This window comes from Pseudoalteromonas sp. QJM3NY_22 (assembly GCF_056173065.1).
In genome coordinates this window covers 4164008-4188587 of record NZ_CM149655.1, presented here as the reverse complement: position 1 = coordinate 4188587, position 24580 = coordinate 4164008, and the positions used below count along the sequence as shown (strand labels likewise).

Genomic DNA, 24580 nt, shown 5'->3' with positions numbered 1-24580 from the left:
GTTATTTATGGTATTAAAAAAGCGCCAAAAGGCGCTTTTTATTTTGAGTTTGGACGCTTCTTATTGACGTCTCATCGAATCAAAGAACTCATCGTTGGTTTTGCTCATTGATAGTTTATCGATTAAAAATTCCATCGCATCAATTTCTGACATGTCATGAACAATTTTACGTAAAATCCAAAGCTTCTGTAGCTCATCTGGCTTAGTTAGTAATTCTTCACGACGAGTACCTGAGCGGTTAAAGTCGATAGCAGGGAATACACGTCTTTCCGCAATTTTACGGTTAAGGTGCAGTTCCATGTTACCAGTACCTTTAAACTCTTCGTAGATAACTTCATCCATTTTAGAGCCAGTGTCGATAAGCGCTGTAGCTATGATTGTTAAGCTACCGCCTTCCTCAACGTTACGTGCAGCACCAAAGAAACGCTTAGGTTTATGAAGTGCGTTAGCATCAACACCACCAGTAAGTACTTTTCCTGATGAAGGAATAACGGTGTTATAAGCACGTGCTAAACGAGTGATTGAATCTAATAAGATAACAACATCTTTTTTATGCTCAACTAAACGTTTTGCTTTTTCGATAACCATTTCGGCAACTTGTACGTGACGAGAAGCGGGTTCATCGAATGTAGAGGCAATAACTTCGCCTTTAACTAAGCGCTGCATTTCTGTTACTTCTTCCGGACGCTCATCAATTAACAATACCATAAGCGTTGCATCTGGATGATTGTGTGTAATCGATTGCGCGATATTTTGTAGTAGCATTGTTTTACCCGCTTTTGGCGGAGCCACTAACAAACCACGTTGACCGCGGCCAATTGGCGATGCTAAATCAAGTACACGGGCTGTAATATCTTCTTTACTGCCGTTACCGCGTTCCATACGAAAACGTTCGTTAGCATGTAACGGAGTCAGATTTTCGAAAAGAATTTTAGTACGAGAGTTTTCAGGTTTATCAAAGTTAACTTCATTTACTTTAAGTAAAGCAAAGTAGCGTTCACCGTCTTTCGGTGGACGGATAAGACCTGAGATTGAATCGCCAGTACGCATGCTGAAGCGGCGAATTTGGCTAGGTGAAACATAAATGTCATCTGGCCCAGCTAAGTAAGAGGCTTCTGATGATCTTAAAAAGCCGAAACCATCTTGTAAAATCTCTAATACACCGCCGCCGAAGATGTTCTCTCCGCCTTTGGCATGTGATTTAAGAATAGCAAAAATAATGTCCTGCTTTCTTAAACGGGCTACGTTTTCGAGCCCCATGGACTCAGCTTGGTTTACAAGTTCTTTTATAGACTTGTCTTTTAATTCGCGTAAATGCATATTGGTGGGTTCTTTATTACAGTTGTCATACTCAAAATCGCTTTGATCGTTGAGTGAGGTTTGTTGAATATAACTAAGGATTAGTTGGCTTTATAAACTAGCAGTTCACTGGCGAAGCGTCCAGTCTTTATACAAAATAAATTCAAAAAAGGGCAAAAAGCCCTTTTTTATAGTTCTAGCTTACAGTTAGATGTTGTTTTCTAAAAACTCGATAAGCTGAGTTTTTGAAAGGGCACCTACTTTCGTTGCTGCAACTTGGCCGTCTTTAAAAAGAAGCAAAGTAGGGATACCACGAATACCAAATTTTGGCGGTGTGCCCGCATTTTGGTCAATATTTAATTTAGCAACAGTTACACGGCTGTCGTATTCATCAGCAACTTCGTGAAGAATAGGGGCGATCATCTTACAAGGTCCACACCATTCAGCCCAGAAATCTACTAGTACTGGTTTGTCAGATTGTAATACGTCAGCTTCAAAGCTATCGTCAGTAATTTGGATTATTTTCTCGCTCATTGCGCTCTCCGATTTAGTTAGGCGAAATATTTAGTGCGTATTTAAACACTCTTGTTTCTTATTGCAAGTTTAAACGTTATGCTTAAACGCTATGACTAAGACACATTTAACCGATAAAAAGTTTTCAGACTTTGCTATCGCACCGGAAGTGGTTGCCGGTTTAACCGAGAATGGGTTTGAATATTGCACACCTATTCAAGCAAAATGCCTACCTTTTATTTGTGATGGACGCGATATCGCGGGCCAAGCTCAAACTGGTACAGGCAAAACGTTGGCATTTTTAACTGCCACGTGCCATCGGTTATTACAATCTAGCAAAGCACCTAGTAAACATCCAAGAGCCCTGATCATGGCCCCTACTCGGGAGCTTGCGATTCAGATACACAAAGATGCTAAAATTTTAGCGCCGCACTGTAATCTTAACTTAGGTTTAGTATATGGTGGCGAAGATTACGAAAAACAACGTGCACAACTAGAAAAAGGCGTTGATATTTTAATTGGTACTACAGGTCGCCTAATTGATCTGTATAAGCAAGGCTGTTACACCCTTAATGAAATTGAGGTTGTCGTGCTTGACGAAGCTGATCGTATGTTCGATTTAGGTTTCATAAAAGATATTCGTTATATGTTTCATCGTATGCCGGATACATCAAAGCGTTTAAACTTATTATTCTCTGCCACACTATCGTATCGCGTACAAGAATTAGCGTTTGAGCACATGACAAACCCAGAACATGTTCAAATTGAACCTGATGTTAAAACGGGTAAACGCATCCAAGAAGAGCTATTTCATCCTTCGCAAGAAGATAAAATTAAGCTGTTATTAACCTTAATTGAAGAAGAATGGCCGGAAAAAGCAATTGTATTTGCAAATACAAAACACAGTTGTGAAACCGTTTATGCTTGGCTTAAGTCAGACGGTCATCGTGTGGGCATGCTTACTGGTGATGTTAATCAGAAAAAACGCCAAACTATATTAGCGCAATTTAGTAAAGGTGAATTGGACTTTTTAGTAGCAACTGATGTTGCAGCACGGGGTCTTCATATTCCAGAAGTAAGTCATGTATTTAACTTTGATTTACCGGACGATTGTGAAGATTATGTTCACCGTATTGGTCGTACTGGCCGCGCTGGTGCATCAGGCCATGCAATTAGCTTTGCGTGTGAGCAATATGCATATAACCTGCATGAAATTGAAGAATATATAGAGCACAGCATTCCTTTATCGCATTACGATAAAACTGCATTGCTAGATGATTTAACTCAGCCTATTATTCAAAGAAAGCGCAACTATTCAACAGGTCCACGTAGCCGTAGTAATAACAGCGGACGTCGCCCAAATAATAGTTACCAAAAAGGACGGTCGTAAGCGATCGTTTGTATAAGCAGTAGTAACTAGAGGTTTTTGAACGGTGGGGCAACTTAAACCGCAAAAAAATGTTTATGCAGTTATTGATTTAGGCTCAAATAGCTTTCATATGCTTATTGTTAAATCAATCGCTGGTGGCCTACAAACAATAGGCCGCGTTAAACGAAAAGTTAGATTAGCCGCAGGACTTGATACAAAAAATGTATTGAGTTCTGAAGCAATGCAGCGAGGCTGGGAATGCCTTGCTCTTTTTGCTGAGCGCTTACAGGATATCCCCAAAAAAAATATCACCATAGTTGCAACTGCAACACTGCGTTTAGCAACGAATGCTGATGTTTTCAAAATTAAAGCCGAAAAAATTCTTGGTCATAATATCAATGTAATTAGCGGAGAAGTAGAAGCGCGCACAATTTATAAAGGTGTTGCTCATACTTCATCATGCACGGGCAAACAGCTTGTTATTGATATCGGTGGTGCTAGTACCGAGGTTGTTATCGGCAAAGGTTTTGAAGCACTGCACTATAAAAGCCTCAATATGGGGTGTGTAACCTATCTTGAACGCTACTTTAAAGATTGCCAATTAAGTGATAGTAACTTTAATACGGCAATAAAAGCAGCTCGCACTGTCATTGACGAAATATCTCCCGAATATAAAGCCGCTAGTTGGAAAGTTGCTTCAGGTGCTTCTGGTACAGTCCAAGCAATTCAAGAAATAATGGTCGCGCAAAATCTTGACGACTTACTTACGCTTGAAAAGCTTAACACGATAAAAAATCAAGCCATTGCATTTAGCACTATAGCCGCATTAGACCTTCCAGGGCTAAGTGAAGACCGCCGCTTGGTATTTGTATCCGGACTCGCTATCTTAATTGCGTTATTTGAATCTCTTGAAATAGAGAGCATGGGATTAGCGGGTGGAGCTCTGCGTGAAGGTGTTTTATATAGTATGGTGCCAGAGCTTCATAATAACAATATTCGTAAACGCACAGTTGATGGGTTTATGAGTCGTTATCATGTTGATCAAAAACAAGCGTGTCGAGTTTCAGGTTTAGCTGTGCAGTTAGCTGCAAATATTAATAAAGATTGGCCAATTGAAAGTTTAAATGGGCTACCATTATTAAAAGCAGTAGCACAGCTTCATGAGGTTGGATTGCTAATTGAGTATAAGCAGTACCATAAACACACTGCTTATATTTTGGAAAATACCGATATGCCAGGTTTTTCACAGTCTGAGCATAAATTAATAGTAGCGGTAGCAGATGCACATCGTTCTGACTTTCCAAAAGACTGCTTTAACTCTCTCGGTATAAATAGTTTATTGGCACAATACATTGTTAGGCTATTACGTATTGCGGTTATTTTATCAATGCGTAGACAAGATGATGTAGTGCCTCATTTTGAGTTAACTGCTAAAAATGAAGTGTTAGACCTTAAGTTCGAAAGAAACTGGTTAAAGGATCATCCATTAATGGCCAGTGAGCTACAACAAGAGTCTAAACAACAAGGTAAACTTGGGTGGAAGTTCATAGTAAACTAATTAAAAAGGCCCATCAGGGCCTTTTTAGTGTTTAAAGTAACCATTTCGATGCAAATATGTGCGAACAGCATATTATTTCAAGTTTTCTTCAAAAAAGTGCTTGCGTAAAAATCTGTTCTCCCTATAATGCGACCCCACTGAGACGGGAAAGGCCAACGCATAGCGAGGCACGAACTAATCAGAGAGTTAAATAAAACTTCGGTTTTAAATCTTCTAAAAAGAAAGTTTAAAACTAAGTATTGACTCGAAAAATAAAGGGTGTATTATTCGCATCCCTTGAGGCGCTAAAGCGACTCAAAACGTTCTTTAACAATATAAAGCAATCATCTGTGTGGGCACTCGTACAGATTGAGTTCTAACAGCCAAGCTACTTAGGTAGCGAGGCAAACAAATTAGAGTCTCAATTGAAAACTGAGTGACCAACAGAAGTAACTTATTTATAAGTTGCTTCGGCACAGTCAATTCAATATCGAAAGATATTAAAAATTCAGAATTCATTGAGCTGTCGAAAGACATAAAACTTTTTAATTGAAGAGTTTGATCATGGCTCAGATTGAACGCTGGCGGCAGGCCTAACACATGCAAGTCGAGCGGTAACAGAAAGTAGCTTGCTACTTTGCTGACGAGCGGCGGACGGGTGAGTAATGCTTGGGAACATGCCTTGAGGTGGGGGACAACAGTTGGAAACGACTGCTAATACCGCATAATGTCTACGGACCAAAGGGGGCTTCGGCTCTCGCCTTTAGATTGGCCCAAGTGGGATTAGCTAGTTGGTGAGGTAATGGCTCACCAAGGCGACGATCCCTAGCTGGTTTGAGAGGATGATCAGCCACACTGGGACTGAGACACGGCCCAGACTCCTACGGGAGGCAGCAGTGGGGAATATTGCACAATGGGCGCAAGCCTGATGCAGCCATGCCGCGTGTGTGAAGAAGGCCTTCGGGTTGTAAAGCACTTTCAGTCAGGAGGAAAGGTTAACGGTTAATACCCGTTAGCTGTGACGTTACTGACAGAAGAAGCACCGGCTAACTCCGTGCCAGCAGCCGCGGTAATACGGAGGGTGCGAGCGTTAATCGGAATTACTGGGCGTAAAGCGTACGCAGGCGGTTTGTTAAGCGAGATGTGAAAGCCCCGGGCTCAACCTGGGAACTGCATTTCGAACTGGCAAACTAGAGTGTGATAGAGGGTGGTAGAATTTCAGGTGTAGCGGTGAAATGCGTAGAGATCTGAAGGAATACCGATGGCGAAGGCAGCCACCTGGGTCAACACTGACGCTCATGTACGAAAGCGTGGGGAGCAAACGGGATTAGATACCCCGGTAGTCCACGCCGTAAACGATGTCTACTAGAAGCTCGGAGCCTCGGTTCTGTTTTTCAAAGCTAACGCATTAAGTAGACCGCCTGGGGAGTACGGCCGCAAGGTTAAAACTCAAATGAATTGACGGGGGCCCGCACAAGCGGTGGAGCATGTGGTTTAATTCGATGCAACGCGAAGAACCTTACCTACACTTGACATACAGAGAACTTACCAGAGATGGTTTGGTGCCTTCGGGAACTCTGATACAGGTGCTGCATGGCTGTCGTCAGCTCGTGTTGTGAGATGTTGGGTTAAGTCCCGCAACGAGCGCAACCCCTATCCTTAGTTGCTAGCAGGTAATGCTGAGAACTCTAAGGAGACTGCCGGTGATAAACCGGAGGAAGGTGGGGACGACGTCAAGTCATCATGGCCCTTACGTGTAGGGCTACACACGTGCTACAATGGCGCATACAGAGTGCTGCGAACCTGCGAAGGTAAGCGAATCACTTAAAGTGCGTCGTAGTCCGGATTGGAGTCTGCAACTCGACTCCATGAAGTCGGAATCGCTAGTAATCGCGTATCAGAATGACGCGGTGAATACGTTCCCGGGCCTTGTACACACCGCCCGTCACACCATGGGAGTGGGTTGCTCCAGAAGTAGATAGTCTAACCCTCGGGAGGACGTTTACCACGGAGTGATTCATGACTGGGGTGAAGTCGTAACAAGGTAGCCCTAGGGGAACCTGGGGCTGGATCACCTCCTTATACGATTTAGAACTTATTTGTTCGTAGTGTCCACACAGATGATTGTTAATTAGTGCTTGTTCTTCGGAATAACTAATTAATATGCTCTTTAAAAATTTGGAAAAGCTGATAATAAAATTCTGATAGATACATTGTATTTATCAAGAGTTTTCAAAAGTAAAAAACAATGGTAGCAGTACCATTGAGTGCCATTTAGTTAACTCTTATGAGTTGATTGATTGGTATCTACTTTAGTATTCAATATTGACTTCTGGCGAAGTTAAACTGTCACGAAACAAAGACCCGTTTGGGTTGTATGGTTAAGTGACTAAGCGTACACGGTGGATGCCTTGGCAGTTGGAGGCGATGAAGGACGTATTAACTTGCGATAAGCCTAGTCAAGCTAGTAAAAAGCGCTTGAGACTAGGATTTCCGAATGGGGAAACCCACCTGCTTGCAGGTATCGTTAACTGAATACATAGGTTAACGAGGCGAACGCGGAGAACTGAAACATCTAAGTACCCGTAGGAAAAGAAATCAACCGAGATTCCGAAAGTAGCGGCGAGCGAAATCGGAACAGCCCTTAAGCTCATTATGTGTTAATGGAAGGCTGCTGGAAAGCGCCACGATACAGGGTGATAGTCCCGTACATGAAAAGACATTTTAAGTGAAATCGAGTAGGTCGGAGCACGTGAAACTTTGACTGAATATAGGTGGACCATCATCTAAGGCTAAATACTCCCAACTGACCGATAGTGAACCAGTACCGTGAGGGAAAGGCGAAAAGAACCCCTGTGAGGGGAGTGAAATAGAACCTGAAACCGTGTACGTACAAGCAGTAGGAGCCCACTTGTTGGGTGACTGCGTACCTTTTGTATAATGGGTCAGCGACTTATATTTTGTAGCGAGGTTAACCGAATAGGGTAGCCGTAGGGAAACCGAGTCTTAACTGGGCGACTAGTTGCAAGGTATAGACCCGAAACCCGGTGATCTAGCCATGGGCAGGTTGAAGGTTGAGTAACATCAACTGGAGGACCGAACCCACTAACGTTGAAAAGTTAGGGGATGACCTGTGGCTAGGAGTGAAAGGCTAATCAAACCGGGAGATAGCTGGTTCTCCCCGAAATCTATTTAGGTAGAGCCTCGGACGAATACTTACGGGGGTAGAGCACTGTTAAGGCTAGGGGGTCATCCCGACTTACCAACCCTTTGCAAACTCCGAATACCGTAAAGTAATATCCGGGAGACACACGGCGGGTGCTAACGTCCGTCGTGAAGAGGGAAACAACCCAGACCGCCAGCTAAGGTCCCAAAGTCATAGTTAAGTGGGAAACGATGTGGAAAGGCCCAGACAGCCAGGAGGTTGGCTTAGAAGCAGCCATCCTTTAAAGAAAGCGTAATAGCTCACTGGTCGAGTCGGTCTGCGCGGAAGATGTAACGGGGCTAAACTATGCACCGAAGCTGCGGATTCAGAATTTATTCTGAGTGGTAGGGGAGCGTTCTGTAAGCGGTTGAAGGTGTACCGGGAGGTATGCTGGACGTATCAGAAGTGCGAATGCTGACATGAGTAACGATAATGGGAGTGAAAAACTCCCACGCCGGAAGACCAAGGGTTCCTATCCCATGTTAATCAGGGTAGGGTAAGTCAACCCCTAAGGCGAGGCCGAAAGGCGTAGTCGATGGGAAACAGATTAATATTTCTGTACTCGATATAATTGCGATGGGGGGACGGAGCAGGCTAAGCAAGCATAGCGTTGGTAGTCTATGTGAAAGTGAGTAGGGCGTTTGTTTAGGTAAATCCGGACGAACACTAAACCTGAGACACGAGACGAGTCACTACGGTGATGAAGTTGCTGATGCCATACTTCCAGGAAAAGCCTCTAAGCTTCAGATTATATGGAATCGTACCCCAAACCGACACAGGTGGTCAGGTAGAGAATACTAAGGCGCTTGAGAGAACTCGGGTGAAGGAACTAGGCAAAATCGTACCGTAACTTCGGGAGAAGGTACGCTCCTATCTGTGATGAGACTTGCTCTCTAAGCGGACGGGAGCCGCAGTGACCAGGTGGCTGGGACTGTTTATTAAAAACACAGCACTGTGCAAAATCGCAAGATGACGTATACGGTGTGACACCTGCCCGGTGCCGGAAGGTTAATTGATGGGGTTATCCTTAGGGAGAAGCTCTTGATCGAAGCCCCGGTAAACGGCGGCCGTAACTATAACGGTCCTAAGGTAGCGAAATTCCTTGTCGGGTAAGTTCCGACCTGCACGAATGGTGTAACCATGGCCACGCTGTCTCCACCCGAGACTCAGTGAAATTGAAATCGCAGTGAAGATGCTGTGTACCCGCGGCTAGACGGAAAGACCCCGTGAACCTTTACTACAGCTTGGCACTGAACATTGAACCTACATGTGTAGGATAGGTGGGAGACTTTGAAGCAGCGACGCTAGTTGTTGTGGAGTCAACCTTGAAATACCACCCTTGTAGTTTTGATGTTCTAACGTTGGCCCCTGAATCGGGGTTACGGACAGTGCCTGGTGGGTAGTTTGACTGGGGCGGTCTCCTCCTAAAGAGTAACGGAGGAGCACGAAGGTTGGCTAAGTACGGTCGGACATCGTACGGTTAGTGTAATGGTAGAAGCCAGCTTAACTGCGAGACAGACACGTCGAGCAGGTACGAAAGTAGGTCATAGTGATCCGGTGGTTCTGAATGGAAGGGCCATCGCTCAACGGATAAAAGGTACTCCGGGGATAACAGGCTGATACCGCCCAAGAGTTCATATCGACGGCGGTGTTTGGCACCTCGATGTCGGCTCATCACATCCTGGGGCTGAAGTCGGTCCCAAGGGTATGGCTGTTCGCCATTTAAAGTGGTACGCGAGCTGGGTTTAGAACGTCGTGAGACAGTTCGGTCCCTATCTGCCGTGGGCGTTTGAGAATTGAGAGGGGTTGCTCCTAGTACGAGAGGACCGGAGTGAACGAACCGCTGGTGTTCGGGTTGTCATGCCAATGGCATTGCCCGGTAGCTACGTTCGGAACTGATAAGCGCTGAAAGCATCTAAGCGCGAAGCAGGCCTCGAGATGAGTTCTCACTAGACTTTTAAAGTCTCTGAAGGGCCGTTGAAGACTACAACGTTGATAGGCAAGATGTGGAAGTGGTGTGAGCCATTAAGCTAACTTGTACTAATTACCCGTGAGGCTTAACCATACAACGCCAAACGCGTTTTATGTGATAGTGAAGCAAGCGAAGAAGTTAATATAACTAAAGTAGATATTACTTAGAAAGACTTAAAAAATATTATCAGATATTTTCCAAATTAAGTTAGTGCGCAGAAATACGTATTAACGCCCAAATTTGCTTGGTGACAATAGCGTTTTGGACCCACCTGACTCCATGCCGAACTCAGTAGTGAAACGAAACAGCGCCGATGATAGTGTAGCATTTGCTATGTGAAAGTAGGACATTACCAGGCTTCAAATTGTAGAGAGCCCGAATCTAACGATTCGGGCTTTTTTACGTCTGCAGAAAATTTAAATATAAGGGAATAGCGAACATTACTCCAGTACTCAAAGTTAATAACCAAATTTAAAGGTTATTTAAAATAGTCCGTAAGCTTGGGTTTCTTCACTTTCGGATTCTTCTATTTGGGTTGGTTTAAATATCACGCTTGGATCAATTAACACACTGTGCTTTTGTGAAAGCTTGATTAATCCTCGCATCATATTTTTAGTTTGTGGGTCTAGATCAAAACCAACCTCAGTGAGCTTATCCAGTGGCCTTATGTCTTCTTTTTTATAGTCGATATTGTCTTCGACTTTATCTACTAATAAACCAACATGTGGATTTAATCCGTCTTTGGTGGTGAAAACAATAATAGGTTTATAGTCTAAGGTTATTTGCTCTTTAGCTGATTCAAATAAACGCTCAAGCTGAATTAGACTATTACGCTTAATTTTGTCGAGCAGAGCTGATGTGTGTTTATGATCACTTTGATTATGGGCTGCTATGGCTGCTTTCGCTGTCTCTAGTAATGATTGGAAAGGCTCGTCAAGCCGAGAGATTGTTAATTTTAAATCTTCATTGTCGGTGTTGAATTCTTTGTAAAACAAAACAAAATCTTGTAGTTCTGCGTCATTATTTGAAATAGAAGCCGAGCTATTTAATACGTTACTTTGAAGGGTATTAAACCAGTTTAATAGTTTGTCTTGCCATATTCTTAGTTGCTTTAGTACATGCGTATTACTTTGTTCAGTTGAGATATTATTTAAAATAATACCTAAATCAAAAACAGGTGTTGGTATATCCATATAATCTTTAACACCAATAAAGCTTTTATTATTGTTTGGTAAAGTTGTTAGATTATTGTCAAAGCGCTCAGTTAATAAAATGTCGAGTATCTTTAGTGAAATTGTTTTGCAGCCCACTTTAAAGTTTATTAATTCCATGCCTTTATCTTAATTTACCTATTAATGCTTTAAGGATAGAACAAATTAAATAAATAGCTTAAAGATGGATAAAATTTAACAGAGATAGGGCAACTAGAAATTATTAGATGGTACTAGTGAGGTTTTTTATGGCACGTTTAAATTGATTCTCAAGCTGTTTTTTTCCTAATAATCCTAAGTGTTGAATCACTTTTTCATTACTTTCATTTTGAAGTACTAACTTTATTAACAGTTGTTTATCAGACTCTGTTAATTGAGACATACAAGAAGGTGACTGGCTCAGTAACTGCCAAAGAGTTGCAGAGATACTAAATTGAGTGAAGTTACTTTTAGTGAGCAGCGCTAGTCGCTCGTGAGTCTCTAGGCTTATTAACTCGTCGCTAAATCCTTCAATTAAAATATTCACGAGTTGCGAATCTAGTGTTTTAAAGTGTGTTAAAAGAGCATAAAAGAAATCATTTTTAAACTGCTTTTTTAGGAGTTGAATAATTGTACTTTTGTCACTTAAGCATTTAACCACAAGCGCCGAATGTTCAGCGGTGCTTTTATCGCGTTGATATCCCAGTTTTACAGTATCAAACCCTCGGTTTTGCCAAAAATTAAGTAACTGCGCTGTTGCCCCGAAGCTTGCACCAAGCCAACTACATTGGCTTTTTACCTGCGACTCGCAATAACTAAGTAGCTTTTTACCAAGTCCTATATTGTGGGAACTCGGATCAATCGCTATTCGTACAACGCGAGCGCTCAGTTGTGTTAAACAGTCATTATTAAAGCTAAGTTGTGAGAGTGCTTGCGCCATTAAGTGACCCTGTGGGCGACGCTCTCCACTTATAACCTGTAGGGCAAGGTCTTCACTCAAACCACCTTCTATGGCGATTAAGCATACGCCAACTAATTGATTATTAATTTTGCTAATAAATAGCCGTTGCGATGGTGCGTCTAGTAGTTGGCGTAAGTCGTTGACACTACTTTGATAGTGAGCCAGTGCAAGTAGGGCAATAACTTGTTGCAGTAAAGGCTCATTGTTTACAAGGGATTGCTGAGTTATTTCGCTATGTACTGGCTGCTCTAATTGATCACTACTTAACTCTATATATTGTGCATCGAGTGCTAGTAGTGTGCGAATGTGTTGCTCAAGAGGATCGTGTTTAGCAAAGCGCAGGGGCTCATCAAGCGTTACAACTTTAGAGGCTTTATAGTGTGCTTTAATATAGTTACTAAAGCGAATGGTATAACCCCTACCATTGCCTTCATACCCAACCAGAGTGCTTGCAAATACTATACGAGGGTAATGAGCTAGCATTTGTAGTAATAACGGAACAGGGATTGCTGCAGCTTCATCAACGAGTAGTAAATCGCACTCAGGTAGTGTGTTTAATAACGCGTCAGGTGCAACGTAGTGCAAGTTGGCGAGCTGTTTATGTTCAGCGTTGTATTGAAGGCTTAACTCTTGGGCTAAATGTTTAAAGCTGCTATGGGTCGCTTTAAACTGAGTGCTGCAAATAATTACTTTTTTATCAGTTAGTTTTGCGGCTGCTAAGCCAAGTGCTGCCGACTTGCCTCTACCTCTATCAGCATTAATGAGTAAAGGCCTGTTGGCACGGCCATTAGCTACTTTTACTATTTGTTCAACGCAGTTTTGCTGTGGTAGATAATCAATTTTATTATCCGTAACAGAGCTGACGAGATTACTAATACAGCCATTTTGTTCACTAAAATGAAAAGCGGGTAATCGCTTAATAATAGTCGCGAAACGTTGATTAAATAAACTGTAGTCAATGCTCTGACCGTGTGATTGCACTGTACTTAATGCTGGATCTTGCCAAGAGGCTAAATCATCTAGTTCAGGCAGTAATAAAAACAGTATACCGCCTGCTTTAACGGTGCCGGCAAGTGCTGCAAGTTTATCAGGGTGCAAACCACTAAAGCCATCGTAAACAGCATGAGCAAATTCTTGCCCTAAAATTTGGTGTGTGCGAGTAGGCCAGTACGAATTTTTAATCGCACACTGCTTGGATACAACAAGTATATTGTTTTCATCTATTAATGAGTTAAGTAATTCACAACACCAAGTTGAGCTGCCAGTAATTAGCACCAGCTGACGATGATACGCGCCAGCTAATTGTTGCTCTAACTCATTTAGGTGTGCTTTATACCGCTTGTAATCGTGCATAAGCCGTTACTAACCATTTACTACCAAGGTCGTCAAAGTTAACTTGTACGCGAGATTGCGCGCCACTGCCTTCGTAATTTAGTACGGTACCAATACCAAACTTAGCATGCAGTACGCGTTGTCCTAAGTTAAAGCCACTGTCTTCAAATGCGGCATGGCTAACTGATGCGCTAAAACGCCCAGCGGCAGGTGGACGAGAAACCTGTGTTTTAATACGGATTTCTTCTACGCAGTCTTCAGGGATTTCGCGTAAAAAGCGTGATGGGCTATGGTACTTTTCTTGGCCGTATAAGCGGCGACTCTCAGCATGGCTAATGTATAACTTATCCATTGCTCGTGTCATGCCTACATAACAAAGGCGGCGCTCTTCTTCTAAGCGACCCGACTCTTCGTTACTTTGCTGAGAAGGGAACATGCCTTCTTCTACGCCTACCATAAACACTAGCGGAAACTCTAAGCCTTTAGCTGAGTGAAGTGTCATCATTTGAACGGCGTCTTCGTGTTCTTCTGCTTGTCCTTCACCTGACTCAAGTGATGTATGCGCTAAAAAGCCTTGTAGTGGTGAGCTGTACTCTTCGTCTTCAGGCAGCTCATACTGATCACACGCACTAATTAGCTCTTCTAAGTTTTCTACGCGAGCACGGCCTTTTTCACCTTTTTCGGCTTGGTACATTGCCATCAAGCCTGAGGTTTGAATTGTGTACTTGGCTTGCTCATGCAAAGTTAGATCGCTAATTTTATCTTCTATTTGTTCAACGAGTTCTACAAACTTACTTACTGCGCCAGAAGCACGACCAGATAAATGCTGTTGTTCTACAATTGCTTTGGCGGCATACCAAAGCGGTAACGATTCTGCTCGTGCGCAGTCGCGTATATGGCTCAATGTTTTATCACCAATACCGCGTGCTGGCGTATTAATTACGCGCTCAAATGCGGCATCGTCTTGACGATTACCTACTAGGCGTAAGTACGACAACGCATCTTTAATTTCTTGTCGTTCGAAGAATCGCATACCACCATAAATACGGTATTTTAAGCCTTCTTGCAGCATAGCCTCCTCGAGTACACGAGATTGCGCGTTACTACGGTATAAAATTGCGGCATCTTGTAGGGCATTACCTGCATTTAACCAGCTTCGTAGTTTGCTACTTACAAAGCGTGCTTCGTCTAATTCATTAAATGCCGCATAAATAGAGATTGGCTCGCCGTCATTACCGTCGGTCCACAAGCTTTTACCCATACGTTCTGAGTTATTTTGAATTAATGCGTTAGACGCTTTCAAAATAGTTGCAGTTGAACGGTAGTTTTGTTCAAGGCGAATGGTTTCTGCGCTAAAGTCAGTTAAAAATCGTTTAATATTTTCGATTTTAGCACCGCGCCAACCGTAAATACTTTGGTCATCGTCGCCTACAATCATGATACTGTTTGTATCGCCTGCAAGTAACTTTAACCAAGCATATTGAATGGTATTTGTATCTTGGAACTCGTCTACGAGCATATGTGCAAAGCGTTGCTGATAATGACGTAGTAACGTAGGGTTATTTTTTAATACTTCGTAGCTGCGTAGTAATATTTCAGCAAAATCAACTAGGCCCGCTCTATCACAGGCCTCTTGATAGGCGGCATAAACACGCAGCATCATTTGCTCGTTAATATCGTATGCTTGAATATCTTTAGGGCGAAGTGCTTCATCTTTTTTGGCGCTTATGTACCAGCCAAATTGTTTAGCAGGCCATTTTTTATCATCAATATTCATCGATTTTAATAAGCGCTTGATCATCCGAAGTTGATCGTCAGAGTCTAAAATTTGAAAGGCTTCAGGTAAGTTAGCTTCACGGTGATGAGCACGTAAAATACGATGCGACAAACCATGGAACGTACCAATCCACATACCACCTACAGGGGCTTTTAGTGTTTCTTCAACGCGGCTGCGCATTTCTTTAGCCGCTTTATTAGTAAAGGTTACGGCAAAAATACTGTAAGCAGATGCTTGCTCAACTTGCATAAGCCACGCAATACGATGAACTAACACTCGTGTTTTACCAGACCCAGCACCTGCTAACACCAGCATGTTTTGTAGTGGGGCTGCAACGGCATCGCGTTGTTTGTCATTTAAGCCATCGAGTAATTGTGAAACGTCCATCGTTACGCCTTTTTAATCAATATTGTGGGCAGTATAACAGGTGTTTTTGTTAGGCTAAATAAAATACTGTTTTTATAAACAGCTATTTATAAAATAGCCTTAAAAACGAGTAACTTGCTAATTTTTTGAACAAACAAAAAAGCGTAAACGCACAATAAAAATTGCTAATTTGACCTAAAGTTAGCAAAATTTACTAACTCTCTAAATCTAGGCTAATTTAACTATTTGATTTGTAAGCTTTAATAAATTGGCATAGAGTGTGTAAGTAAATAATTATAAAATCAAATAAATACAGAGGTTAGTATGGCAGATCAAGGTTCTGGCGGTAACGTAATCGCAGCATTATGTAATATATTTTTTCCAGGTTTAGGGCAGTTAGTGCAAGGGCGTATTTTAGCGGCTATATTTTTTGCACTCGCTATTATAATAAGTTACGCACTAATTTATGTGCTTGTAGGCTTTGTACTTGTGCCTATTATTTACTTATGGTCGATTATTGACGCAGCGCGTTATAGATCGCGAAGTTAACGGCTTTAAAGTTGAGTAAAATAGCGCCCATGTGGCGCTATTTTACTTTATATATCCTGTGGTTTACGGGCGTTTACGTATATAATTACGCAATTAAAGATTTACAGGCAAACCCTATGGAATATCAATTTATTCGTGACCCTATTAGTGGGCTACGTATTAAAATAAGCAGTGAACACGCTATTATTGGTCGCTGGCTAAACGAAGAAATAGGCAAAGACAAAGTAGCCATGGTGCAAGCGCTTATTGCATCGGTGAACTCAAGCTATGAGCCGCTAACGCTAAAAGGCCAAGAAATAGATTTAATATTAACCAAAGACGAAGCATTATTTGAAGCCCATGCGCTTCATCAAGACAGCGAAGACCTAATAGCGTATCAAGATGACGATTTAGCGCTTGAAGAAAATGGTTTAAGTAGTGGTTGTGGCTTTGAAGATTTCATTGATTTAATTGATTCATGGCATGAGTTTACGACTTCAAGATAAGCATAACTAGCACACTAATAAAAATATACAGCAATGCACAATCAGCATTTTATCTGTATTATTCTGTTTATAAACTTATTCAAAGTAGAAAGTGAAAATGAGAAATATTGATTTAAAAATTATAGATAAGCGCCTAGGCACTGAATTCCCATTACCAAAATATGCAACAGAAGGTTCTGCTGGTATTGACCTTAGAGCTTGTATTGAAGCCGATCTAGTTTTAGAACCTGGGCAAGTTGAACTTATTCCATCTGGTTTTGCTGTACATATGAAAGATAATGGTCTTGCCGCTACTATAATCCCTCGCTCAGGATCTGGTCATAAGCATGGCTTAGTCATGGGTAATTTAGTTGGGCTTATTGACTCAGATTATCAAGGGCAAATATTTATTTCTCTTTGGAATCGCAGTAATAAAACATATACAGTTGAAGTGGGTGAAAGAATAGCTCAGCTTGTGTTTGTACCAATTGTACAAGTAGGTTTTAACGTTGTTAACGAATTTGATGCGACTGAGCGTGGAGAAGGTGGTTTTGGTAGTTCAGGTAAAAGCTAACTAAATACTAAGGATAGTCTATGATACTTGCAAAGGATTTAGAAAATAGAAGAATAGATATAGCTCCTCTGTGCACTGATTCGGCAGAGCAGGTTTCTGTTGATCTTAGTGTCGGCTCTATGTACAAGAAAGCTGGGGATTCTGATTGGAGAAATATCACAGATAAAGTCGTGATTTCGCCAAACAGTTGCTTACTTATCTGTACAGAACAGACAATAAAGATGCCGAATAATGCCTTTGCATTTTTGTCTTCTAAAGGAAGTCTTGGTGCGAAGGGAATCCTCGTCGCAAATACCAAGGTAGATCCTTTATTTGAAGGAAAGCTACACATACCGGTTTTTAACGTAGGTAATAAAAAAGTATCTTTATCAGCGAAGGATAAATTTTGCTCTCTGACTTTTTTGACGACAGAGCATCCAATTATTGGCGACAGTACCAGAAATGCTGTAAATATTGAACCTAGTGATACAAGTATAATTAAAGACTTCTTCAGTAACCATACACCGCATGTAATCACGGGAGTTGTGTCTATTTTAGCATCGCTAATGGCAGTTCTTTTAACATACCTACTTACAAAGGCATAATGATGATTCTGACACAAGTTGCACTTAGAGCTCTAGTTGAAAAGAATGCAGTGGTTAGAAGGAACCAGGATGTTGTTGTTGATACAACATCAATAGGGCTCCATTTAGATAATCAGTTTACTAAATATGCACCTTATGATGGTGAGGCTTTTACTCCACCAAGAAAAATGGAAACAACAACGACGACATTAGGTGAAGGACAAGACATTATTCTTCCGCCTAATGGTAAGTTGCTTGCGTGTACACAAGAAGAAATCGTATTACCTACTAACAAATTTGGATTGGTACAAACCAAGGGCTCAATTGCTCGAGGTTTTCTGTTTGCTCATGTTTGTGATGGTCAAATAGATCCTGGGTATAGAGGAAAAATTACTTTGGAATTAATTAATATGAGTGAATTTTACTATAAATTAGTACTAGGTATGCCTATAGCTTCTTTATTTCTTTTTGAAACGGACACTGATGTAGCAGGTTATGCTGGGCGCTATCAAAATTCAATGCACCCAACAGCCATGGCTTAAAAGAGCATTACCAAAAAGCTAGTTTATCCAAAGTTGAGTTAAATAATCTTACGATAGTCGGTAACACTCAGGTAGTCGGCTATTTCATTATGTGGTTGTTGGCTATCAGGGTTCGCAACTGCAAGTAAGTGCTCGATGCCGTATTCTCGTGCGGCATTTAATACCGGCACACTGTCATCTACAAACAAAGTGCGCTGCTTATTAAACCCTAAGTCTTTTTGTACTTGGTGCCACAAACTTTGTTGCTCTTTACTCACTCCATATTCATGAGTAGACACTACACCATCTAGGTAGTTATCAATCGCTGTATGCTCAAATTTCAGCATGACACTTTCAGGGTGGGCGTTGGTAAGTAAAATTAACTCTTTGCCTGCTTTTTTAAGCTCGGTTAAAAAATGAGGTACGTCTTCGCGCATTTTAATTAAATGCTGAGACTCTCGTTTAAGCTCCATTATAGGCAAGCTTAATTGCTGCTCCCAATAATCTAAACAATACCACTGTATTTGACCGCTCACAGCCTGATAGCGTTTTAAAATATCTGCTTTAGCTGCATCTAGGCTAATGCCTCTTGCTAATGCGTGTTGCGCAGGGATAACGTTAAGCCAAAAATGACTGTCGTAATGTAAATCGAGTAATGTTCCATCCATATCGAGCAAAACGGTATCGATTTTTGACCAATTTAACATAGGAATTTCAACTTATAAGGTTTATTATTGAACTAACTGCCATGATAGCAAATTAACGCCAATGACACAGAAAAAGCACCCAACACCACCACAAATCCTCAGTAACAATGTTGTTGCTAAAAGTCGCCTGTTTACTGTGGAGTCTTTAGAGTTAAAGTTTTCTAATAACGAAGAGCGCCAGTATGAGCGAATTCGCGGCGGTGGCCGGGGAGCAGTGATGATTGTTCCGTTAAGTGCAGATAATGAGTTACTACTTGTACGTGAATACTGTGCGGGCACAAACAATTACCAGTTAGGTTTTCCTAAAGGCTTAATTGATCCGGGCGAAACCCCAGAGCAAGCTGCTAACAGAGAGCTTAAAGAAGAAATTGGCTTTGGTGCTGAGTATTTTAAACCATTAAGAACAGTAACAATGGCGCCGAGTTACTTTAATGCCACAATGCATATTTTATTTGCTAAGCAATTATACCCTCAAACCCTTATTGGTGACGAACCTGAGCCGCTTGTTGTTGTTAAGTGGCCATTAACTCAGTGGCAGTCATTATTAGAGCAAGAAGATTTTACCGAAGCACGCAGTGTTGCAGCTTTGCTATTATTAGATAAGTATTTAGCGTCTGGAGCTGCCGATGAATAAATTAATCGAACCGTGTATTGAATTAGCTGAGCGCGCTGGCGATGCAATTATGGCCATTTATAAAAAAGGCGATATTGGTCAGCAAGAAAAATCAGACAACACGCCTGTTACCAAAGCTGATTTAGCAGCAAATGACGTACTGGTTGCTGGATTAAAAGTCTTAGCGCCCGATATTCCAATTATGTCGGAAGAAACACCTATACCAGCACTCGCTGACAGACAAGACTGGCAGCGTTATTGGTTGCTCGATCCGATGGATGGTACAGGCGAATTTATTTTAGAAAGTGGCGACTTTGCAGTAAACATTGCATTGATTGAAAATAACCACCCAGTGCTAGGGGTTATTCATTGGCCTGCCAAAAGTGTGACTTATTTTGCTACAGCTAAAAATGGTGCTTTTAAACGTGAAAACTCAATTGATAAGCAAATATCTGTAGCGCCACCAGAGAACTTAACGCTTGCAGTGAGCCGCCGCCAAAAAATAGAAGCGGTGAGCCAGTATTTAAATAGTCAGTTTACAACGATAGCTGTTGGCTCCTGTTCTTTAAAAGCTTGTATCGTTGCAGAAGGCAAAGCAGATTGTTTTTTAAGAATTGGCCCAACGGGTGAGTGGGATACAGGTGCTTCGCAAGTTATTATTGAAGAGGCGGGTGGTTGCATTACCGATGCAGAATTTAACCCGTTAACGTACAATCAACGCGAGAGTACTGAAAACCCTGACTTTATTGTTATGGGCCATCCTGATTGGGAATGGCAAAAAATGATAAATCCACACCAAAGATTGAGCGCAGAATAGCGCTTTGGTTGCTTTTTGTTCACTTGAACAGCATTAAGTAGTTTAAGCCTTGCATTATATGTTTATTCCTATATAGTAGCGCTCTCTTCAAGGCAGGCTCGTAAATATTACGAAAATGTTTTAAAGAAATTATAGTCGCGGGATGGAGCAGTCTGGTAGCTCGTCGGGCTCATAACCCGAAGGTCGTCGGTTCAAATCCGGCTCCCGCAACCAATATTTTTATTGAAATTTGGTGCAATAGGTAGTTTTAAAAGGTCGTCGGTTCATTCTTCACCTTCACAACTCCCGCAACCAATTTCCTTAGGGATTGAGGTTGCTGTAAACTCTAACTTAAGAGATAAAATAAAGTAGTCGATAGACTTAAAATATACAGGCGCGGGATGGAGCAGTCTGGTAGCTCGTCGGGCTCATAACCCGAAGGTCGTCGGTTCAAATCCGGCTCCCGCAACCAATTTTTTATAAAGATTTAGTGCAGTAGGTAGCTTAAAAAGGTCGTCGGTTCACTTTCCACCTTCACAGCTCTCGCAATAAATTTTTAATTGGAAGCCAAGTTGTAATGTAAGCAACTTAAAACAAGTCTACAAATTTCAGGCGCGGGATGGAGCAGTCTGGTAGCTCGTCGGGCTCATAACCCGAAGGTCGTCGGTTCAAATCCGGCTCCCGCAACCACTGAAATTAAATATCTAAAAAATTAAAACAAAATCGCACTCTTTATTGAGTGATTTTTTGCGTTTGGAGTTTAATAAATTATTATAAATTTAAATCCACTGTTAGTGCGTAAAACACTTTGCACAAGTAAGCGAAGGTCGTCGGTTCGCTTTTTACAAACTCAAGCTCCCGCAACCACTGAAATTAAATATCTAAAAAATTAAAACAAAATCGCACTCTTTATTGAGTGATTTTTTGCGTTTGGAGTTTAATAAATCATTATAAATTTAAATCCACTGTTAGTGCGTAAAACACTTTGCACAAGTAAGCGAAGGTCGTCGGTTCGCTTTTTACAAACTCAAGCTCCCGCAACCACTGAAATTAAATATCTAAAAAGTTAAAAAAAATCGCACTCTTTATTGAGTGATTTTTTGCGTCTGAAGTTTGGTAAAATTCTTTATATTCTGCTTTATTTAATGACTTTCCTCTAATACCTGTAGCCTTTAACAAATAAATTTTTTAAAAGAGTATTTTATGTTAAAACGGTTAAAATATTTTAAGTAACAATACACATGACAGAACTTTATCACTGGTTTGATTTAATAGGCATTGCGGTGTTTGCTGTATCGGGCACTTTATTAGCGTACGAGAAAAAAATGGATGGCTTTGGAGTCGTAGTTTTAGCTACGGTAACCGCAATTGGTGGTGGTACAGTACGAGACCTAATTTTAGACGCTCCTGTGTTTTGGTTACACGATCAAAGTTACTTTTTTGCCATACTCGCTTCAGTATTTGTTACAACACGCCTTATAAATAAGCAAAAGCCGATACCTCATTATATTTTACAAACAGCGGATGCGTTTGGCTTAGCTTTTTTTGCCGTAATGGGGGCGCAAAAAGCGCAACTTGCTGGTATGCCTGATATGACAGCGGTAATAATGGGTGTAATTACAGGCTGCTTTGGTGGATTAATTCGAGATGTACTTGCCCGTGAAATCCCTATGTTATTAAAAGGTGAGCTTTACGCTATTACCTGCATAGCGGGAGGCACTGTTTATACACTTAGTATTGGTATTTCGTTAGCAACCGAAGTGGCAATGATATTAGGTATGTTAATGACCTTATTACTTCGTTTAGCTGCAATAAAGTGGCAAATCACATTACACGTTTTTAAATATCCTGACTAAACTGGTGTAATCACACCATTTACTAGGATAAGGAATGTCTTTAGCTCGTATATTTTCTCGTGCCCAAGTGGGTATAAGCGCCCCTGAAGTTATTGTAGAAGTTCACCTAGGAAATGGTTTACCCGCTTTTCATATTGTAGGCCTGCCCGAAGCGTCAGTTAAAGAGTCGAAAGATAGAGTGCGTAGTGCGCTCGAAAACTCTCAATTTGGCTTCCCCGATCAACGAATAACCGTAAATTTAGCCCCTGCTGATTTGCCAAAAGATGGCGGGCGGTTTGATCTTGCAATTGCTGTGGGTATTTTAGTTGCCTCTGGACAAATAGTGTGTCCTGATATTCATAAATACGAGTTTTATGGTGAGCTTGCACTTAATGGTGAGGTGCGTGGTGTGAATGCTATTTTACCTTCGGTACTTGCTGCAAAAGAGCAAGATCGCTGCTGCTTTTTACCCTTTGCAAATGACAGTCTAGCAAGCCTAGTTAATGGCGTTAAACGCAAAGCCGTCAGTTCTATTCAAGAAGTGTGGGGGGACTTACTTAATCAACAACCCTTGCCATTAAATATAGAGTACCCCGACTGTACGCAAGCCCCTGACTTTTTGCTCGATTTAAGCGATGTGAAAGGTCAGCCTGGCGCAAAGCGAGTATTAGAAATCGCCGCAGCTGGCGGGCATAATTTACTTTTTTTAGGCCCCCCAGGCACTGGTAAATCAATGTTGGCCCAGCGAATGGCAACTATAATGCCTACTATGTCGGACGATGAAGCTATTTCAACTGCTGCGCTTTACTCTATTATTGGGCAATCTATAGATTTAACTAATTGGCGACAGCGGCCATTTCGTAACCCGCATCATACGTGCTCAGCGGTTGCTTTGGTTGGTGGCTCATCAAACCCTAAACCGGGTGAAATTTCATTGGCACATAATGGAGTGCTTTTCTTAGACGAATTACCAGAGTTTGAGCGTAAGGTGCTTGATTCACTGCGTGAGCCGATGGAGACTGGTACGGTTACTATTTCACGTGCAGCTAGGCAAATGGAGTTCCCAGCGCAGTTTCAGCTTATAACCGCATTAAACCCAAGTCCAACAGGGAGCCATACTGATAAGCGAGCAACTCCCGATCAAGTTATGCGTTATTTATCGCGCGTGTCGGGGCCTTTTATTGACCGTATTGATTTACAAATAGAGCTTCCTCGGTTAACGAGTGTTGAATTACAAAGCACTCAGCCGGAGGAAAGTAGCGCTGAGGTTAGAGTAAGAGTTGAAGCGGCTTATTACCTACAGTTAAAACGCCAAGGTAAGGTTAATGCGAGGCTTAATAATAAAGAAATGAGTGTGCATTGCGTATTAGCGCCTGCAGAGTTGCAGTTCTTAGCCAGAGCAAGCGAGAAGCTGTCTTTATCGCCACGTTCTTATCATCGAGTGATAAAAGTGGCGCGTACTATTAGTGATTTAAAAGGCACTGAAAATATTAGTTTAAATGAGCTTAAAGAGGCACTTAATTACCGTGCTTTTGAGCGCCTTATTGCGCAATTGACTAAGTATTAAATAGAAAGCATATAACCTTTACCGCGTACGGTAACAATGCGTTTCTGATCTTTTTCGTCATTTAACTTTTTACGTAAACGACCAATAAGTACATCAACAGTGCGATCATTTGGGCTCCAATCTGGCTGGCCTATTTCTTCTGATATTTTTTCGCGGGAAGTTGCTTTACCTGCATTACTAATTAAACAAATCAGCACTTTATGCTCGGCTTCAGTTAAGCGTGATTCAGCGCCCGCAGCAGTAATTAATGTGCGGTTATCGGGATGAAGCTTAAAGTCAGCATACTCTATAAACTCTTCGCTTTCGTCGTCTTCTAGGTTAACGGCAACACGCTTATAGAGTGCGCGCATGCGTAGCTCCAACTCAAGTAAATCGACGGGCTTACAAATATAGTCGTCAGCACCTTGAGCAAGACCAGCAATACGATCGGCTTGGGAGTCACGACTCGATAATACAATAACGCCAATATCGGTCAGTGTGTTTAATTCTTTTGCGAGCTGAAGACCATCGCGCTTAGGTAAAACAATGTCAATTATGGCTAATGATATAGCACCGCGCAGGTTTACTCGCTGCTTTACAATGCTAAGTGCATCAGCGCCAGTGGGGTCTACCTCTATTGTAAATTCGGTATCTGCAAAGTGATTTTGGATGCGTTTAACGAGTAGTTCATCGTCTTCAACCAATAAAACATTAATAGCCATAGTACTTTATTTTGAATGCTTATAGCCTTATATGGTAGCACCATTAGGTAAATGCTGAGAAGGGTGTTTAGTAGTTTTAGGTAACTTAATATTTCAAAAGAGAGAAAGGCGTTATGAGAGGATGAGATTAGCACCTTTAAACTAATTCAAAGGTGCTAAATAATTAATA

General features: G+C 41.6%; 18 protein-coding genes, 3 tRNA genes and 3 rRNA genes. 17 read left to right on the top strand and 7 right to left on the bottom strand.

The window, feature by feature from the left end; translation table 11 throughout:
* Positions 1–60 precede the first annotated feature (60 nt).
* Positions 61–1320, bottom strand: a complete 1260-nt coding sequence (gene rho, locus AC0VZ4_RS19355) for a transcription termination factor Rho (RefSeq protein ID WP_007377355.1) — start codon at positions 1318–1320, stop codon at positions 61–63.
* Between the two features lie 186 nt (positions 1321–1506).
* Complete coding sequence (trxA, locus tag AC0VZ4_RS19350) at positions 1507–1833, bottom strand: thioredoxin TrxA (RefSeq protein WP_002960942.1); 327 nt, start codon at positions 1831–1833, stop codon at positions 1507–1509.
* A 91-nt stretch (positions 1834–1924) separates the two neighbouring features.
* Between trxA and rhlB the strand changes: the two genes are divergently transcribed.
* The 5 genes from rhlB to rrf all read left to right on the top strand — a co-directional run bounded on the left by rhlB (position 1925) and on the right by rrf (position 10253).
* Positions 1925–3202, top strand: a complete 1278-nt coding sequence (rhlB, locus tag AC0VZ4_RS19345; protein ID WP_007377356.1) for an ATP-dependent RNA helicase RhlB — start codon at positions 1925–1927, stop codon at positions 3200–3202.
* A 43-nt stretch (positions 3203–3245) separates the two neighbouring features.
* Positions 3246–4739: a guanosine-5'-triphosphate,3'-diphosphate diphosphatase gene (gene gppA / locus AC0VZ4_RS19340; protein ID WP_007377357.1), complete on the top strand. Its 1494-nt coding sequence runs from the start codon at positions 3246–3248 to the stop codon at positions 4737–4739.
* Between the two features lie 525 nt (positions 4740–5264).
* Positions 5265–6800, top strand: a 16S ribosomal RNA gene (locus tag AC0VZ4_RS19335).
* Between the two features lie 297 nt (positions 6801–7097).
* Positions 7098–9988: ribosomal RNA gene (locus AC0VZ4_RS19330) — 23S ribosomal RNA — on the top strand.
* Positions 9989–10138: 150 nt separating this feature from the next.
* Positions 10139–10253 (top strand): 5S ribosomal RNA (gene rrf / locus AC0VZ4_RS19325).
* Together the 16S, 23S and 5S rRNA genes form the textbook arrangement of a ribosomal RNA operon.
* A 124-nt stretch (positions 10254–10377) precedes the next feature.
* On the opposite strand, the gene AC0VZ4_RS19320 is transcribed toward rrf, so the two are convergent.
* From AC0VZ4_RS19320 to uvrD, 3 genes are all read right to left on the bottom strand, one after another.
* Complete coding sequence (locus AC0VZ4_RS19320) at positions 10378–11226, bottom strand: chemotaxis protein (RefSeq protein ID WP_337119588.1); 849 nt, start codon at positions 11224–11226, stop codon at positions 10378–10380.
* A 103-nt stretch (positions 11227–11329) separates the two neighbouring features.
* A complete protein-coding gene (locus tag AC0VZ4_RS19315; protein ID WP_475440468.1) occupies positions 11330–13399 on the bottom strand; it encodes a tRNA(Met) cytidine acetyltransferase TmcA domain-containing protein in 2070 nt (689 codons plus the stop codon).
* The gene (uvrD, locus tag AC0VZ4_RS19310; protein ID WP_008166456.1) at positions 13377–15542 is read right to left on the bottom strand and encodes a DNA helicase II; all 2166 of its coding nucleotides are present in this window, start codon (positions 15540–15542) and stop codon (positions 13377–13379) included. The genes AC0VZ4_RS19315 and uvrD overlap by 23 nt, the downstream gene beginning before the upstream one ends.
* Positions 15543–15845: 303 nt before the next feature.
* On the opposite strand from uvrD, the gene AC0VZ4_RS19305 reads away from it, so the two are divergent.
* The 5 genes from AC0VZ4_RS19305 (at position 15846) to AC0VZ4_RS19285 (ending at position 18213) form a co-directional block, all read left to right on the top strand.
* Complete coding sequence (locus AC0VZ4_RS19305) at positions 15846–16070, top strand: hypothetical protein (protein WP_002963009.1); 225 nt, start codon at positions 15846–15848, stop codon at positions 16068–16070.
* A 116-nt stretch (positions 16071–16186) separates the two neighbouring features.
* Entirely contained in the window at positions 16187–16555 is a 369-nt protein-coding gene (locus AC0VZ4_RS19300; RefSeq protein WP_475440467.1) for a YacL family protein, read from the top strand.
* Positions 16556–16652: 97 nt separating this feature from the next.
* Complete coding sequence (dut, locus tag AC0VZ4_RS19295) at positions 16653–17108, top strand: dUTP diphosphatase (protein WP_182693661.1); 456 nt, start codon at positions 16653–16655, stop codon at positions 17106–17108.
* Between the two features lie 20 nt (positions 17109–17128).
* On the top strand, positions 17129–17692 hold the full coding sequence (locus tag AC0VZ4_RS19290) for a dCTP deaminase domain-containing protein (protein WP_182693662.1): 564 nt from the start codon (positions 17129–17131) through the stop codon (positions 17690–17692).
* Complete coding sequence (locus AC0VZ4_RS19285) at positions 17692–18213, top strand: dCTP deaminase (RefSeq protein WP_475440466.1); 522 nt, start codon at positions 17692–17694, stop codon at positions 18211–18213. The genes AC0VZ4_RS19290 and AC0VZ4_RS19285 overlap by 1 nt, the downstream gene beginning before the upstream one ends.
* 38 nt (positions 18214–18251) lie before the next feature.
* On the opposite strand, the gene yrfG is transcribed toward AC0VZ4_RS19285, so the two are convergent.
* Positions 18252–18899, bottom strand: coding sequence for a GMP/IMP nucleotidase (gene yrfG / locus AC0VZ4_RS19280; protein WP_007378908.1), 648 nt, complete (start codon positions 18897–18899; stop codon positions 18252–18254).
* Positions 18900–18960: 61 nt separating this feature from the next.
* Between yrfG and nudE the strand changes: the two genes are divergently transcribed.
* From nudE to AC0VZ4_RS19245, 7 genes are all read left to right on the top strand, one after another.
* Positions 18961–19533, top strand: coding sequence for an ADP compounds hydrolase NudE (nudE, locus tag AC0VZ4_RS19275; RefSeq protein ID WP_007378907.1), 573 nt, complete (start codon positions 18961–18963; stop codon positions 19531–19533).
* Positions 19526–20329: a 3'(2'),5'-bisphosphate nucleotidase CysQ gene (gene cysQ / locus AC0VZ4_RS19270; RefSeq protein WP_149613671.1), complete on the top strand. Its 804-nt coding sequence runs from the start codon at positions 19526–19528 to the stop codon at positions 20327–20329. The genes nudE and cysQ overlap by 8 nt, the downstream gene beginning before the upstream one ends.
* A 136-nt stretch (positions 20330–20465) precedes the next feature.
* Positions 20466–20542 (top strand) — tRNA-Met (locus tag AC0VZ4_RS19265).
* Positions 20543–20703: 161 nt separating this feature from the next.
* Positions 20704–20780, top strand: a tRNA-Met gene (locus tag AC0VZ4_RS19260).
* 141 nt (positions 20781–20921) lie between these two features.
* Positions 20922–20998: transfer RNA gene (locus AC0VZ4_RS19255), tRNA-Met, on the top strand.
* Between the two features lie 551 nt (positions 20999–21549).
* Positions 21550–22164, top strand: coding sequence for a trimeric intracellular cation channel family protein (locus AC0VZ4_RS19250; protein WP_096793945.1), 615 nt, complete (start codon positions 21550–21552; stop codon positions 22162–22164).
* A gap of 34 nt (positions 22165–22198) precedes the next feature.
* Positions 22199–23710 carry a YifB family Mg chelatase-like AAA ATPase gene (locus AC0VZ4_RS19245; RefSeq protein WP_475440465.1) on the top strand — a complete coding sequence of 504 codons (1512 nt, stop codon included), beginning with the start codon at positions 22199–22201 and terminating at the stop codon, positions 23708–23710.
* Here the strand turns inward: AC0VZ4_RS19245 and AC0VZ4_RS19240 are convergent.
* A complete protein-coding gene (locus AC0VZ4_RS19240; protein WP_475440464.1) occupies positions 23707–24411 on the bottom strand; it encodes a response regulator transcription factor in 705 nt (234 codons plus the stop codon). The two genes, AC0VZ4_RS19245 and AC0VZ4_RS19240, sit on opposite strands and share 4 nt — an antisense overlap.
* Between the last annotated feature and the right edge of the window lie 169 nt (positions 24412–24580).

What these genes read in the sequence shown, in the direction of transcription:
- nudE (WP_007378907.1), top strand. Translation starts at nt 18,961, where the DNA reads ATGACACAGAAAAAGCACCCAACACCACCACAAATCCTCAGTAACAAT.
- rho (WP_007377355.1), bottom strand. Translation starts at nt 1,320, where the DNA reads ATGCATTTACGCGAATTAAAAGACAAGTCTATAAAAGAACTTGTAAAC.
- trxA (WP_002960942.1), bottom strand. Translation starts at nt 1,833, where the DNA reads ATGAGCGAGAAAATAATCCAAATTACTGACGATAGCTTTGAAGCTGAC.
- AC0VZ4_RS19250 (WP_096793945.1), top strand. Translation starts at nt 21,550, where the DNA reads ATGACAGAACTTTATCACTGGTTTGATTTAATAGGCATTGCGGTGTTT.
- AC0VZ4_RS19315 (WP_475440468.1), bottom strand. Translation starts at nt 13,399, where the DNA reads ATGCACGATTACAAGCGGTATAAAGCACACCTAAATGAGTTAGAGCAA.
- rhlB (WP_007377356.1), top strand. Translation starts at nt 1,925, where the DNA reads ATGACTAAGACACATTTAACCGATAAAAAGTTTTCAGACTTTGCTATC.
- AC0VZ4_RS19245 (WP_475440465.1), top strand. Translation starts at nt 22,199, where the DNA reads ATGTCTTTAGCTCGTATATTTTCTCGTGCCCAAGTGGGTATAAGCGCC.
- uvrD (WP_008166456.1), bottom strand. Translation starts at nt 15,542, where the DNA reads ATGGACGTTTCACAATTACTCGATGGCTTAAATGACAAACAACGCGAT.
- AC0VZ4_RS19320 (WP_337119588.1), bottom strand. Translation starts at nt 11,226, where the DNA reads ATGGAATTAATAAACTTTAAAGTGGGCTGCAAAACAATTTCACTAAAG.
- dut (WP_182693661.1), top strand. Translation starts at nt 16,653, where the DNA reads ATGAGAAATATTGATTTAAAAATTATAGATAAGCGCCTAGGCACTGAA.
- AC0VZ4_RS19300 (WP_475440467.1), top strand. Translation starts at nt 16,187, where the DNA reads ATGGAATATCAATTTATTCGTGACCCTATTAGTGGGCTACGTATTAAA.
- AC0VZ4_RS19305 (WP_002963009.1), top strand. Translation starts at nt 15,846, where the DNA reads ATGGCAGATCAAGGTTCTGGCGGTAACGTAATCGCAGCATTATGTAAT.
- yrfG (WP_007378908.1), bottom strand. Translation starts at nt 18,899, where the DNA reads ATGTTAAATTGGTCAAAAATCGATACCGTTTTGCTCGATATGGATGGA.
- AC0VZ4_RS19285 (WP_475440466.1), top strand. Translation starts at nt 17,692, where the DNA reads ATGATGATTCTGACACAAGTTGCACTTAGAGCTCTAGTTGAAAAGAAT.
- AC0VZ4_RS19240 (WP_475440464.1), bottom strand. Translation starts at nt 24,411, where the DNA reads ATGGCTATTAATGTTTTATTGGTTGAAGACGATGAACTACTCGTTAAA.
- cysQ (WP_149613671.1), top strand. Translation starts at nt 19,526, where the DNA reads ATGAATAAATTAATCGAACCGTGTATTGAATTAGCTGAGCGCGCTGGC.
- AC0VZ4_RS19290 (WP_182693662.1), top strand. Translation starts at nt 17,129, where the DNA reads ATGATACTTGCAAAGGATTTAGAAAATAGAAGAATAGATATAGCTCCT.